We start from the raw sequence: 13,682 nt of genomic DNA, 5'->3' as shown, positions 1-13,682 counted from the left end.
GATTGAGAGTGTTTGTTATGCAATGCCAGGGTTGTGCGGCGAGTTAAAGGGTTAGCGCCTTCGAGATAATTTCGTAAACGTTGCGCGACAGCGAGGGCCTTTGCATTATCTTTTCGAGCTGAAGCTTGATGGCTTGGCGCTCTTTGGGAACAAGTCGTGCCCAGTGATCGAAGGCACGCGCCAGCCTTGCGGCGATTTCAGGGTTGATCTGGTCCAGTGCAATGACCTGTTCAGCCCAGAAAGCATAGCCCGCTTCGCAGTAAACGCCCTGAATGTTGTTCAGGCAAAACTGGAATACAAGTGACCGGGCGCGATTCGGGTTGCGTAATGTAAACGCCGGGTGGGCCATCAGGGCCTGGATATCGGTAACTGTCGTGCTTGAGGCGGTTGCTTGCAGCGCGAACCAGCGATCTATGACGAGCGGATTGGCTTGCCATTGATCGTAGAAGTGGGCCAGTACGCGGGCCTTGACGTCGTCGGGGGCGTGATTGACCAATGGCGTCAGCCCCCCCATGCGGTCGGTCATGTTGTCGGCGTCGTAATATTGGCGCTCGGCACGCGCTAGCGCGCCCGTTACCGTCGCCGCGACCAAGTAGGTCAAGGCACTGTTTTTCAGTGCCCGGGCGCCCGCCGATGCGGCGTCGGGACGGTAGTCTTGCCCATCCAAAGCAGCGCACATGTTGTCGTACAGCGTTTGCCAGGTGTCCTGCAGCGTCTCGCCCAAGTATTGGCGTAGCGCCCGTCGGGCCTGCGCCAGCGCGGGTGGGTCGATAGGCGATATTTTTTCTAGCAGAACGCGTTCTGAGGGCAGCGAAAAGACGCGTGCTTTGTAAGCCGGGCTGAGCGATGCATCGTTTGCGATGTCGGCCCAGGTAGCGGCCAGCAGGTCGGTGGCGGCTTTGGTCGTGTTGCTTTGGCCTTGCTTGCTGGCCATGGCAAGCAAGCAGCGGGTGGCTAGGCTTTGCCCGGCTTCCCAGCGCGAGAACGGCTCGGGGTCTTTTCTGGCCAGCAAGGCCAGCTCTTCATCGGTGTAGTTGTATTCAACGATGACGGGAGCCGAGAAGTTGCGCAGTAGCGACGGAACCGGCCGTTGAGCGATATTCTTGAATACCCAGGTTTGTGTGGTTTGGGTGAGGTCAAGAACGAGTGTTTCGCCCTTCAGACCGTCGGTTTCGAGCAAAACGGGGCTGCCGTCGGCACTCAGCAGGCCTAATGCAAATGGGATATGCAGCGGTGGTTTTGCCACTGCGGGGTTTTGTAGTTTTTCGACGCCGACGGGGTCGCATCGTTGGCTCAGGGTCAGCACGCATTGTGCGGCCTGGGCATCGTATTTAAGGTCGACGCTTACGCGAGGGGTTCCTGCTTGTGAGTACCAGCGTCGAAAGGTCGTCAGGTCTTTGCCGGGCGCTAACTGACGGTAGACGCTATCCATGGCATTGACAAAATCGTCGCAGGTGACTGCTTGCCCGTCATGGCGACGGAAGTACTCGGTCATCCCCGCCTGAAAGCCGGACTCGCCCAACAGTGTGTGCTGCATCCGGATGACTTCAGCGCCTTTTTCGTAGACGGTGGCAGTGTAAAAATTGCCGATTTCTTGGTAGCTGTCGGGGCGAACCGGGTGCGCCATCGGGCCGGCGTCTTCAGGGAACTGCGCGGTACGCAAGGCCGTGACGTCGTCGATACGTTTGACGGTTCTGGCACTCAGGGCTGCGTTGTCGGGTAACCCGCGCGCCATCATGTCTGCCGAGAACTCTTGGTCGCGAAATACCGTCAGCCCTTCTTTTAACGAGAGTTGGAACCAGTCACGGCAGGTGATCCGGTTGCCTGTCCAGTTATGAAAGTACTCGTGTCCAATGACGCTTTCTATGGCTTCGAAGCTGGCGTCGGTGGCCGTTTGGGCGTCGGCCAGGACATAAGCCGAATTGAAAATATTTAGCCCTTTGTTTTCCATGGCTCCCATGTTGAAGTCGCGTGCAGCGACGATCATGAAACGGTCCAGGTCAAGTTCAAGGTTGAAGCGGCTTTCGTCCCAGAGTACCGAACGTTCGAGGCAGTCGAGCGCCCATGCGGTTCGGGGGTAGTCGCCCTTGTCGCAGTAGACCTGAAGTAGTGCCTGACGGCCGCTACGGGTGGTGATGGTTTTTTCGCGGCAGTCGAAGTCACCGGCCACCAGGGCAAACAGGTAGCTTGGTTTGGGGTGTGGGTCTTCCCAGGTCGCCTCGTGACGCCCGTCGGATAGCGGTTGTTCTTGCAGTAAATTGCCGTTGGAAAGCAAGTGAGGAAACTGTGTTTTGTCGGCCCGCAGGGTGACGGTGTAGCGTGACATCACGTCGGGTCGGTCTGCAAACCAAGTGATTCGTCGGAAACCTTCGGCCTCGCACTGGGTGAACAGGCTGTGCCCTGACTGGTACAAGCCCATTAATGACGTGTTTTCGGCGGGGCGGCACGTACTGATAATTTCCAGGGTGAATGTGGGCTTGTCTGGATGCAGCGTGAGCTGATGGTCGTCCAGTTGATAGTCTTCGGGCGACAGGAGGCGGCCGTCAATACGGATCGATATCAAGCTTAGCGCCTCGCCGTTCAAGACAAGTGGCGCGGGTTCGGGGTGAATGCGCTCTACGGTCAGGCGGCTATGTACTTGCGTCAAGTCGGGAGCAAGGTCGAAGGCCAGGTCGACCGTCGGAATGCGGAAAGGGTAGGGCGAGTAGTCTTGCCGCAGAATGGTGGGTGCTGTGTCAGTACGCATAGTTGTAAACCTGTTGGGTGAACCGCACAATGTAACGCAGTGTTTACGCTGCAGACGCAGCTAAAAGTGTATTGTAATGTTTGGGTCGTTATACAACTTGCAGGGCAGGTGTCATCATGCGTTTTACGTTATTTCGGGCCTTCTGGGCCCGCTTTCTGGCCGTGTTTGCAGGCGTGCTGTTGTTGGGCGGTTGTGCGTCCACTTTGTCTGCGCGTGTCACCACATATGCTCAGTGGCCAGCCGATGTACAAGGGCAGTATTATCGGCTGCAGTCTCAGCCGGGCCAGCAAAACAATCTTGAATACCAGGCTTATGCCGATATGGTCAGGGCGTCGGCTGGTCGTACTGGGCTAATTGAAGCGACCGGTAGTCAGGTTGCTCGCTTTGAGATCTCGTTCACGTATCAGAATCCGGTCAGTCAGACCTGGGTGCAGCAGTATGCCGACCCTTATTTCGGGCCGCCAATGTACCCGTGGGGCGGTTATTACGGCGGGAACTTTGGGTTTGGGGGTGGTGTGTTTTATTCGCCGCCGGTTGTCAATGTACCGGTGACTGTTTATAAAAACACATTGACGTTGGTCATTAAAGACAAAACCCGTGACGGTGCCGAGGTATATCGGTCGACTGCAGTCAGTATGTCGTCTGAAGATAATCTGAATCAGGTCATGCCGTATCTGGTGCGTGCCATATTTGACGGGTTTCCGGCTAATAATGGCAGTACCCGCGATATTTCATACGAGATATCGCGGTAGGTTGGCGCCGCTGACGGCCTAGGCCATGTGTTGGCCTAGGGTTGAATTAAAAAATGGTCGCGAGGCGTGCCAGCTGTTTCGGCGTCGGTAATCCACCTAGGTGGTTTTCCGCGCCCTGTCCAGGTGTCGCCGGTTTCCGGGTTTTTGAATTTTGGTGGCACTGTTTTTTTAGGTTTGGTATCGACTGGCTTTGCTGGTTTACGCGACTTGCTGTTAAATGCCGCCGCAATGTCGTCGGGCGTAATTTGATAGTCTCGCATGTCGCGCACAATGGCCTTGATAATGGGGGCGCGTTGTTTTGCTTTCAGTGCTTCAGCCTGTTTTTGCAGTCTGACGATTTCTTTTTCGATCTTTGTCTGTAGTACAGCGTAAGAATCGCGTGTCATGTTTGACCTATATGGTGTTATTTGAAATGTTTACTTTGGTTTTACCCCTAGATTTTAAATAAAAACATTTCAATTTCAAATTTTTTTTTGGCATATGGTTTTTGGAAGCATATTTTTTGTTAAAAAAATTAAAGATTAAGATGTTTTAAATCATAATCTTGCAGTTTATTGTTTTCTAAAATTCCATGGTCTTATTTTTATATTTGCAATGTGTGAGCAAGTATTAAAGGTGCTTGATTATGTCTGGTGGTAAAGATTTTCGTGTGGCAGCTTTGCAAACTGTTTCGTCAGTCTCGGTTGACGATAATTTATTGCAAGCCAGACAGCTCATAGAAAGGGCGGCCGACGATGGCGCAAATTTATTGGCCTTGCCTGAGTATTTTTGCTTGATGGGGCACAACGATACCGATAAGGTCTCCATCCGCGAAAAGCTGGGTAGTGGGCCGATTCAAGACTTCCTGGCCGAACAGGCGCAACGCTACGGCGTGTGGCTGGTGGGTGGTACATTGCCCCTTGAAAGCCCCGATACCGACCGCATCTACAACACAACGCTGGTGTTTAGCCCTGCAGGCGAAGTCGTGGCGCGCTACGACAAAATCCATTTGTTCGGTTTTCGCAAGGGGGACGAGGCTTATGATGAGTCGGTGTCTATTTGTCCGGGCAAAAATCCGCCGCAAAGTTTCGAAACGCCGGCAGGCAAAGTCGGCCTGTCGATCTGCTACGATTTACGCTTTCCCGAGTTATACCGGGCATTTGGCAATGTGTCTCTCATTGTGGTGCCAGCAGCGTTTACCTATACCACCGGCTCCGCGCACTGGGAAACCTTGCTTAAGGCGCGTGCCATCGAAAACCAGTGCTATGTGCTGGCCGCAGCCCAAGGGGGCAAGCACCAGAACGGTCGCCGTACCTGGGGTCATTCTATGCTGGTCGACCCGTGGGGCGATGTGATCGATTGTGTGGCTGAAGGGCCTGGCATCGCTGCTGGCGTACTCGACATGCAACGCATGGCCGACGTCCGCAGCGCCTTGCCGGCCTTGCAGCACCGTGTACTCTGAATCTTATTAAGGTAGTTGTCCATTTATGAAAATCTCTGAACCCGGTATTACCGCCCTGGCGACGGCAAAGTCGCTCTTGCTCGACCCGTGGGGGCTGAGTGAAGCCGACATGGCGCGGGCGCTGGGTGAAATCTTTACCCGTAAGGTCGACTACGCCGATTTGTATTTTCAGTACACGCGAAGCGAGGGTTGGAGCCTGGAGGAAGGGATCGTAAAGACCGGTAGTTATTCTATTGGTCAAGGGGTCGGCGTGCGTGCCATCAGTGGCGAGAAAACGGCTTTCGCGTATTCAGATACGCTTTCGGCCGACGCGCTGCTGTCTTCTGCGCGCGCGGTGCGCTCTATAGGTGCCAAGGGTTCAGGCAAGCAAAAAATTGTGGCCGGCCCCAAAGATTTCGACCATACCCTCTATCCCTTCGTCGACCCGGTTACTACGTTATCGGCTCCCGAAAAAGTCGCCTTGCTCGAGCGTGTCGAAGCCATGGCCCGTGCCGTCGATCCGGCCATCATCCAGGTTATGGCCGGGTTGGGCGCCGAGTACGATGTCATCATGGTGGCAGGTAGCGATGGTCGTCTGGCCGCCGATGTGCGTCCGCTTGTGAGGCTGTCCCTTACAGTTATCGCCGAGCGTAATGGGCGTCGCGAAATGGGGCATGCGGGCGGCGGCGGTCGTGCCGGGCTCGAATACTTCACTGACGATATTTTGCGCAGCTATGCACAACGAGCAGTGCACGAAGCGCTGACGAACCTCGAGGCGGTGGCCGCGCCTGCAGGCGAAATGACGGTTGTGCTGGGCTCCGGCTGGCCAGGCATTTTGCTGCATGAAGCCGTTGGTCACGGGCTTGAGGGCGATTTCAACCGCAAAGGCTCCAGTATTTTTTCGGGCCGAGTGGGCGAGCGTGTGGCCGCAAAGGGCGTTACCGTGGTCGACGACGGCACGCTGGCCGATCGGCGCGGTTCACTGAATATCGACGACGAGGGTAACCCGACGCAGCGTAATGTGCTGATCGAAGACGGTATTTTAAAAGGCTATATGCAAGACACCATGAATGCGCGTCTTATGAAGGCAGCCGTGACGGGTAACGGGCGCCGCGAGTCATTCGCGCACTTGCCCATGCCGCGCATGACCAACACCTACATGTTGGGGGGCAAAACCCCGGCGCAAGAAATTATCGCCTCGGTAAAAAAAGGTCTCTACGCCGTCAATTTTGGCGGTGGGCAGGTCGACATCACCAGCGGCAAGTTCGTGTTCTCGGCATCCGAAGCCTACCTTATCGAAAACGGCCGGGTCACCCGCCCGGTCAAGGGGGCGACGCTTATTGGTAATGGCCCCGATGCCATGAATCGGGTGGGTCTGGTGGGCGACGATATGCAACTTGATTCTGGTGTAGGTACCTGCGGCAAAGAAGGCCAAAGCGTGCCGGTTGGCGTCGGCATGCCCACAATTCGTATCGATGGCCTTACGGTTGGAGGTACGGCGTAGGGGTTAAACCAGCGGTGCGTCTGTTAAGCAGGTAAGGCGTTTGCATCCGGCCCGAATCATTCAGGTCTGGCGTTAAATAATCGGGGCGGTGTCCAAATGGTTTTGGGCGCCGCCCTTTGTTTTGCCTTGAGGCAACACCTTTTACCCTTGACAGAAATCTTTAATGACCTTATAGTTTCTACACGAATTAATTTTATTGGAATGTTTCGCACAATGACGAATACGCCAGAAACCATCCAGGCTTACGACCTGCGCATCTTACGTGCACTGCGCCGCATCACTCGTGCGGTGGCGCTGCATTCGCGCCAGCTTTCGGCCGTCAGCAACATCACGGCGCCGCAGCTTATTTGTTTGCGCGCTGTGGTCGAAAACGGCCCTTTAACAGCGACAGCCATCAGTCGCGAGGTACACGTCAGTGCAAGTACTGTCGTCGGCATTCTCGACCGCCTTGAAGACAAAGGCTTGGTAAGGCGCGAGCGCGGCCGCGAAGATCGTCGTATTGTCTTTGTTTCGGCCACCGAGGCCGGTATTGCGCTGGCCAAGGGCACGCCCTCGCCATTGCAGAAAAAGCTGGCCGATGCTCTTAACGAATTGCCTGAGCTCGAGCAAGCCACGATTACCCTGTCGCTCGAGCGCATCGTCGATCTGATGGAGTCCGGCGGTGTGGCACCTCCTGAATCCGCAGCAGAGTTGGCCTCGCCCATCCTTGAGGTGCCCGATACGGGTGCGCTGCCCGAGTCCGGTCTTGCGGTCGAATGAGGCCTGTCATGACAGATGACTCATCAATAGGCATCGAGGTCGCTGACACAAAAGTTATGCCCGCTTTGCGCCGCCCGCAACTTGACGACGCCAAGGCTATCCATGGCCTGATTCAGGCCTGCCCGCCGCTCGACGTCAATTCGCTGTATGTGTATCTGCTGCTGGCGCATCATCACCTCGATACCTGCGTTGTTGCGCAGGCGCCAGGGGGTGAACTTCAAGGGTTTGTGTCGGCTTACGTGCCGCCCGCCTCGCCCGACGTCTTGTTTGTCTGGCAGGTGGCAGTACACGAAAGTGCCCGCGGGTTGGGCCTCGGGGGCGCCATGCTCCGGTCTTTGCTCGACCGCCCTTCATTGTCCGGGGTTCGGTTTATCGAAACCACTGTTGGTCCCGACAATGCAGCTTCGCGTGGCATGTTTGGCTCGCTGGCCCGGCGTCTTAAAACCCAAATTAACGAATCTGCGCTATTCGAAACACACCATTTTGGCGAACACACCCACGAAGAAGAAAGACTGCTTCGTTTAGGGCCCTTGGCCTTGTCGGGTTAGGGCAGGGACTGCGCCCCTGCCAGTCAGGCCGCCATGGCCGCCAGGCAATGTTTCACTTCATTAATAAGAAAGCCGGTCACCGGTCGTTCAATTTTTCTGGGCGATGCCCCTTCAAAATCGAGAGGAAACCACAATGATGGATTTAAATATTTTTGACCGGATGGAGTCTGAAGTTCGAGGCTACATCCGGTCCTTCCCTGTTATCTTTAGCAAAGCAAAGGGGTCTGCACTGTTCGATCAGGAAGGTCGCGAGTATCTCGACTTTTTCGCTGGTGCAGGCACCTTGAACTATGGCCACAATAACCCCGTACTGAAAGAAAAGCTGATCGAGTACGTTGCAGACGACGGTGTGGTCCATGGCCTTGATATGGCGACCGACGCCAAAAAATACTTTATGGAAACCTTCGAGCGTGTGCTACTTAAGCCGCGTGGTTGGGATTACAAAATGCAGTTTACCGGCCCAACAGGCACCAATGCCGTTGAGGCTGCGCTCAAGTTGGCGCGTCTGGTCAAGGGTCGTCAAAACGTGGTGGCCTTTACGCACGGCTTTCACGGCGTGAGTGGTGGTTCGTTGGCGGTTACTGCCAACCAGAAGTTCCGTGATGCTGCCGGCGTGTCGTTGGCTAACACCACGTTTGTGCCTTTCGACGGTTATATGGGCCCCGACTTCAATACCATTGATTACTTCGAGCGCATGCTTGAAGACCCCAGCAGTGGTTTGGATTTACCTGCAGCCGTCATCGTTGAAACTGTTCAAGGCGAGGGTGGTGTCAATGTGGCAACCCAACGCTGGTTGCGCGACCTCGAAAAGCTTTGCCGCAAATACGACATGTTGCTCATCGTCGATGATATTCAGGTCGGTTGTGGCCGTACGGGCAGTTTCTTCAGTTTTGATTCGGTCGGCATCAGCCCTGACATCATCACTTTGTCCAAGTCTTTGTCCGGTTTTGGTCTGCCGATGTCGCTTGTGCTGATGAAGCCCGAGCTTGACGTCTGGAAGCCTGGTTCTCACAGCGGCACTTTCCGCGGCAACAACCTTGCGTTTGTTACCGCAGCTCAAGCTCTCGATAGCTATTGGGCTGATAACCGCTTTGAAAAAGAGGTTGGCCGAAAGGCTGAAATAGTACGTGACCGTCTGGAAAGCATTGTTCAAAGCTATCCCTCAGCAGGTCTAAGCGTTCGTGGCCGCGGCTTGATTCAAGGGTTGGTTACCCCGGCCGATGACGACCTTGCCAATGCCATTTCTGCCAAGGCGTTCGAGCATGGCCTAGTGATTGAAACATCGGGCGCCAATGACGAGGTTCTTAAGTTGTTGCCCGCGCTCACTATCGAAGAAGAGCAGCTTAAGAAGGGGCTCGAAATTATCGAGCGTAGCGTGGCTGAAGTATTTGAGGCCCGCGGTGTCAGTGCAAAAGTTTTGAAATTTGGAGGTAAACGTCGATGATCGTCAAGAACGTTAAAGATGTAATTGGGACTGACCAGGAAGTGGTCACCGAGAACTGGCTCAGCCGCCGTGTCTTGCTCAAGAAAGACGGGATGGGGTTTTCGTTTCACGAAACGATTATCTTTCCCGGCACCGAAACACACATCCACTACAAGAACCACCTGGAGGCGGTGTGGTGCGTTGAGGGCGACGGCGAAATCGAAACCATCGCTGACGGCAAAAAGTATGCGCTTGGCCCGGGCGTTGTCTACGCGCTAGACCAGCACGACGAACACTGGTTGCGTGGCGGCAAAGAACCCTTGCGCGTGATTTGTGTGTTCAACCCGCCCATTACCGGCAAAGAAGTGCACGACGCCGACGGCGTGTACCCTGCCGAGGTCGCCGACGCGGTTTGATTTATTCCAGGAGGACTGTATGACAACACTACAAGATATATATTCTTCGCGTGATGCCAATACGTCAGCCATTATTGCGCGCCAGGACCCTGTCGTTTATGCGCGGGGCACCTACGCCCAGGCATTGTCCGACGCGCAGCTTGAAGCCTATGCCCGGGACGGATTCATCGTGTTGCACGACGTATTCGGCCCGGACGAAGTGCAGGCTATGCTGGCCGAGGTCAAGCGTATGAGCGAAGACCCCGACATCGTGAAGTTGGACGAAGCCATTACCGAGCCCGGCAGTGACGCTGTACGCTCGATCTTCCGGATGCACGAGCTGAGCGACATGGCGTCCAGGCTGGCGCGCGATCCGCGTCTTATCCATGTGGCGCGTCAGGTGCTGGGGTCTGAGGTTTATATTCACCAGTCGCGGGCAAACCTTAAGCCCGGTTTCAAAGGTAAAGAGTTCTATTGGCACTCTGACTTCGAAACCTGGCATGTGGAAGACGGCATGCCGCGCATGCGGGCCTTAAGCTGTTCGGTGTTGCTGACCGACAATAATGAGTGCAATGGCCCCTTGATGCTTGTGCCTAGTTCGCACCAGCAGTTTATTGCCTGCCAGGGCGAAACCCCCAAGAACCATTACAAGCAGTCATTAAAAAAGCAAGAGTTCGGTGTGCCCGATCCCATCAGTCTGCAGTTGTTGGTTGAGCAGGGCGGTATTGAGGCCGCGACTGCGCAAGCGGGTTCAGTCATCTTTTTTGATTGCAACACCATGCACGGGTCGGCCAGCAACATATCCCCGTGGCCGCGTGCCAATGTGTTCATGGTGTACAACAGCATCGAAAACACGCTCGAGGCGCCCAAAAATGGCCTTAATCCGCGCCCCGAATATATTGCTACCCGCAAAAAATTTGTTCCTCTCGAGCCACTCGAAGCCAAGGTAGCCGCTATCTGACCGGCGAAGGCGTTGATGGTTTGTTTGGCGTTGTGAAAGCGTGTGCTTTCGCAACGCTTTTTTTACGCCAGCTTCAGGAAGGCTCGAGTCCGTGCTTCAGAGGGCGTAGTAAACAAGGTTTCGGGGTCGCCCTCTTCGACAATTTCGCCTTTGTCGAAGAACACAACCCGATCAGAGATCTCGCGGGCAAATTGCATTTCGTGGGTCACCAGCAGCAATGTCAGATCGTCTTCGCTGGCTAATCGTTGAATAACCTGCAGTACCTCGCCGACCAGCTCTGGGTCTAGCGCCGAGGTGGGCTCGTCGAAAAGCATGATGCGCGGCTTCATGGCGAGTGCGCGGGCGATCGCCACGCGCTGCTGTTGGCCGCCTGAAAGTTGGCGAGGGAATTTGTCGGCATGATCTGTCAGCCCAACCAGCGCCAGGTAGTGTTCGGCACGTTCGTTGGCTTCGTGCCTGGACAACCCCAGCACATGGACTGGGGCTTCAGTCAGGTTACGGCGCACCGTCATATGCGGAAATAGATTGAACTGTTGAAACACCATACCCATATGTTTGCGCATGTCGTGCAGGTGTCTGGCTGATGCGGGTACCAGCGCACCGGCTTTTTGTTCGTGCCAGAGCGGCTGGCCGGCTACGTAAACAACGCCCGAATCAATGGGTTCGAGTGTCATGAGAATGCGCAAGACGGTGGACTTGCCCGAGCCCGAAGGGCCGATGATCGTTACTTTTTCGCCAGCCTCGATTGTCAGGTTCAGGCCATTCAGGACGCGAGTTTCGCCGAACTGTTTGATGACGTTTTCAAATTGAATGATGGGGTTGTTCATCGTAACGGTATCCCTTGTTGGGGCAGGCGTTGGTCCAGGACGCGAATGCCGGCGGCAGCGACGAGTGTCATGAGGAGGTAAAGCCCACCCACCATGGACAGCGGTATCAAATAGTTGAACGTGCGGTCGCCGATAATCTTTGCCACATTGAGCATCTCCAACACCGACACCACCGATAGCAGCGGGACGTCTTTCATGATGGACACTAGGTAGTTGCCCAGCGCCGGAATGATTCTGGGAATGGCTTGCGGCAAGACGATGACGCGAAAGGTGTGACGGCGGGAAAAATCAAGTGCCTTGGCAGCTTCGTGCTGGCCGCGAGGTACGGCTTCAATGCCCGCCCGATACACTTCGGATGTATAGGCGCTGTATTGCAGGCCTAGTGCCAGGGCGCCTGTCATGAACGCAGGGAGCACAATGCCGTAGTCGGGTAATACGTAGTACAAAAAGAACAGCTGGATCAGCAGCGGGGTGTCGCGCAGAAACTCGCTGATGAATCGGGCGGGCCACGACACAAGGCGCCAGGGCGCGCTTTTTAAGCCGGCGAGCAGCAGGCCAAATAAAGCGGCCAGTCCAAACCCGATAACTGTTGCTTGCAGGGTCACCCAAAGACCTTGCAACAAAATGGGCAAAATCGATGCGGCGAAGAGCCAGTTTGAGTCGGTGTTCCATTCAAGGCCAAACAGCATGGGGTGTCCTTTGCGTCGTTATGAATGGCGCCAGCGGCCAACATGGCGCGCCAGCAGTTTCATCAACGCAGCCAGCATCAGCGCCATGCCAAAGTACATGAACAGCAATAAGGTATAAACCGTTGTGCTGTCTTGGGTGAAATTGCGAATTTGCTCGGCCCGAAACGCCAGATCGCCCAGGCTGATCAGTGACACCAACGCGGTGTCTTTGAGGTTCTGGATGGCCAGGTTGCCAAAACTGGGCATCATTTCAGGCAGGGCTTGGGGCAGGCAGATACGCCACAGTTTCTGGCGCTCTGTAAAGTTCAGCGCTCGCGCTGCTTCATGTTGTTCTTTCGAAACTGATTGCAGCGCGCCACGTACCACCTCGGCGCCATAGGCACCGATGTTAAGCGCCAGGGCGGTAGTGCCCGCCAGCATAGGGTCAAGCCGCAGGTCTAGGCCTACAAATTCGCCCAGCAGAGGCAAGGCGAAGTAAATCCAGAACAGCTGCACCAGAAGCGATGTGCCTCGAAACAGCTCAATGACGGCGATACTGGGCAGGCGCAGCCAGGCTTTTTCGGAAACACGTCCTATGCCCAGCGTAAAAGACAGCAATGCGCCTAACAGGGTAGAGTAGATCGCCAACTGGGCGGTGACCCATGCCCCCTCAAGCAGCGGCGGCAAGTAGCTTATGAACACAGCTGTTGCGTCGTTCGTTGGGTAGACTGCTCGATGTCGGCTTTCGAGAAGCCATTGTTGCGCAAGATAGCTTGCCATTCATCGGTTTTTTTGAAGGCTGCTAGCGCTTCGTTGACGGCCTGCTGCAGCGACCCAGCGCCTTGCGCAAAGGTAAATGCGCCCCAACTCCGTACTGGCGAACCGTCAATCATCGGATCGGAAAAATCGGCGGCTTGTTCTACTTTATCGCTTTTGGCGGCCAGCTCAGTTACGGTAAGGCTGGTAGCGGCGTAGGCATCGGCGCGCCCCGTCGAGACTGTTGAGATTGCGTCGGCGTTATTGGCAATAGTCACCATGTTTGCTTCGGGCACGCCCAGTGCCTGGAGCATTTCAAGCTGGTCGGCGCCTGACATAATGGCTACCTTCATGCCGGGCTGGCTGAACTGCTCGAAGCTGTTGAGCCCTTTTGGGTTGCCTTGAGCAACCAGCAGGCCTTCACCATACGAGGTGTTTGGTTCCGAAAACAACACTTGCTGACAACGCTGCGGCAAAACGGCCATTTCGGCCGCGACCATATCGAATCGGCCGGCTTTCAAGCCCGGAATGAGCGCACTGAAACTGGCCGTCTCCCATTTGATGTTTTCAATTCCCAAGGCTTTGGCGATGTGTCTGGCGACATCCGGCCCGGCACCTTTGGCCTCACCCGAGAGGTCGGCGTAGCCATAGGGTATTTCGTTAGCGATCGCAATTCGGATCGTGCCGCGCTCGCGAATTTGAGTCAGGGTGTCACTTTGGGCGGGTAGAGCCCAAACCGAAAGCACGGCAACTGCGGCCAGGCGGCGCACAACGTGATTGAATGTTGGCATGTGATCCTCTTCTTTTTATGATTTCATCATCAATGATGCGAAGAAAAATCATAGCGCATATAATCATTCGTGTACAAATTAATAAATCGTTGCGGATCGGGCTGTTCTTGTGCTAGGATAGGCGCCTATGTA

At 55.3% G+C, this 13,682-nt stretch carries 14 protein-coding genes; 8 read left to right on the top strand and 6 right to left on the bottom strand.

All coding sequences use genetic code 11. The features are described 5' to 3' along the window. Nucleotides 1-43: 43 nt before the first annotated feature. Nucleotides 44-2,746, bottom strand: coding sequence for an aminopeptidase N (gene pepN, locus PuT2_RS12650; protein WP_093971344.1), 2,703 nt, complete (start codon nt 2,744-2,746; stop codon nt 44-46). A 116-nt stretch (nt 2,747-2,862) separates the two neighbouring features. Here pepN and PuT2_RS12645 point away from each other — a divergent pair, with 116 nt between their 5' ends. After that, a complete protein-coding gene (locus tag PuT2_RS12645) occupies nt 2,863-3,498 on the top strand; it encodes a DUF4136 domain-containing protein (RefSeq protein WP_093971343.1) in 636 nt (211 codons plus the stop codon). Nucleotides 3,499-3,533: 35 nt separating this feature from the next. Here the strand turns inward: PuT2_RS12645 and PuT2_RS12640 are convergent, their stop codons facing one another. Further along, nucleotides 3,534-3,884 (bottom strand): H-NS family nucleoid-associated regulatory protein, encoded by a 351-nt coding sequence (locus PuT2_RS12640; RefSeq protein ID WP_093971342.1) that lies wholly within the window; start codon nt 3,882-3,884, stop codon nt 3,534-3,536. A gap of 239 nt (nt 3,885-4,123) precedes the next feature. Between PuT2_RS12640 and PuT2_RS12635 the strand changes: the two genes are divergently transcribed. From PuT2_RS12635 to thpD, 7 genes are all read left to right on the top strand, one after another. Continuing rightward, nucleotides 4,124-4,939 carry a carbon-nitrogen hydrolase family protein gene (locus tag PuT2_RS12635; RefSeq protein ID WP_093971341.1) on the top strand — a complete coding sequence of 272 codons (816 nt, stop codon included), beginning with the start codon at nt 4,124-4,126 and terminating at the stop codon, nt 4,937-4,939. A 25-nt stretch (nt 4,940-4,964) separates the two neighbouring features. Continuing rightward, nucleotides 4,965-6,422 carry a metalloprotease TldD gene (gene tldD / locus PuT2_RS12630; RefSeq protein ID WP_093971340.1) on the top strand — a complete coding sequence of 486 codons (1,458 nt, stop codon included), beginning with the start codon at nt 4,965-4,967 and terminating at the stop codon, nt 6,420-6,422. A gap of 213 nt (nt 6,423-6,635) precedes the next feature. Then, on the top strand, nt 6,636-7,181 hold the full coding sequence (locus PuT2_RS12625; protein ID WP_093971369.1) for a MarR family winged helix-turn-helix transcriptional regulator: 546 nt from the start codon (nt 6,636-6,638) through the stop codon (nt 7,179-7,181). 8 nt (nt 7,182-7,189) lie between these two features. Beyond that, nucleotides 7,190-7,729 carry a diaminobutyrate acetyltransferase gene (gene ectA, locus PuT2_RS12620; RefSeq protein ID WP_254047003.1) on the top strand — a complete coding sequence of 180 codons (540 nt, stop codon included), beginning with the start codon at nt 7,190-7,192 and terminating at the stop codon, nt 7,727-7,729. 136 nt (nt 7,730-7,865) lie between these two features. After that, nucleotides 7,866-9,173 (top strand): diaminobutyrate--2-oxoglutarate transaminase, encoded by a 1,308-nt coding sequence (gene ectB / locus PuT2_RS12615; RefSeq protein ID WP_093971368.1) that lies wholly within the window; start codon nt 7,866-7,868, stop codon nt 9,171-9,173. After that, nucleotides 9,170-9,568 (top strand): ectoine synthase, encoded by a 399-nt coding sequence (locus tag PuT2_RS12610; protein WP_093971338.1) that lies wholly within the window; start codon nt 9,170-9,172, stop codon nt 9,566-9,568. Before ectB ends, PuT2_RS12610 begins: the two co-directional genes overlap by 4 nt. Before the next feature lie 19 nt (nt 9,569-9,587). Next, the gene (gene thpD / locus PuT2_RS12605) at nt 9,588-10,508 is read left to right on the top strand and encodes an ectoine hydroxylase (RefSeq protein ID WP_093971337.1); all 921 of its coding nucleotides are present in this window, start codon (nt 9,588-9,590) and stop codon (nt 10,506-10,508) included. Nucleotides 10,509-10,570: 62 nt separating this feature from the next. Here the strand turns inward: thpD and ehuA are convergent, their stop codons facing one another. Genes ehuA through ehuB form a run of 4 tightly spaced genes read right to left on the bottom strand, consistent with a single transcriptional unit; the run spans nt 10,571 to nt 13,550 of the window. Beyond that, entirely contained in the window at nt 10,571-11,335 is a 765-nt protein-coding gene (ehuA, locus tag PuT2_RS12600; protein ID WP_093971336.1) for an ectoine/hydroxyectoine ABC transporter ATP-binding protein EhuA, read from the bottom strand. Beyond that, nucleotides 11,332-12,024: an ectoine/hydroxyectoine ABC transporter permease subunit EhuD gene (ehuD, locus tag PuT2_RS12595; protein ID WP_093971335.1), complete on the bottom strand. Its 693-nt coding sequence runs from the start codon at nt 12,022-12,024 to the stop codon at nt 11,332-11,334. Before ehuD ends, ehuA begins: the two co-directional genes overlap by 4 nt. Nucleotides 12,025-12,042: 18 nt before the next feature. Further along, the gene (gene ehuC / locus PuT2_RS12590; RefSeq protein WP_123660215.1) at nt 12,043-12,699 is read right to left on the bottom strand and encodes an ectoine/hydroxyectoine ABC transporter permease subunit EhuC; all 657 of its coding nucleotides are present in this window, start codon (nt 12,697-12,699) and stop codon (nt 12,043-12,045) included. Beyond that, complete coding sequence (ehuB, locus tag PuT2_RS12585) at nt 12,696-13,550, bottom strand: ectoine/hydroxyectoine ABC transporter substrate-binding protein EhuB (RefSeq protein WP_093971333.1); 855 nt, start codon at nt 13,548-13,550, stop codon at nt 12,696-12,698. Before ehuB ends, ehuC begins: the two co-directional genes overlap by 4 nt. Nucleotides 13,551-13,682: the final 132 nt, after the last annotated feature.

This window comes from Pusillimonas sp. T2 (assembly GCF_002236805.1).
GTDB lineage: Bacteria > Pseudomonadota > Gammaproteobacteria > Burkholderiales > Burkholderiaceae_B > Neopusillimonas.
Note: the sequence above shows the minus strand (reverse complement) of the source record. Positions and strands in the feature narration are given on the sequence as shown.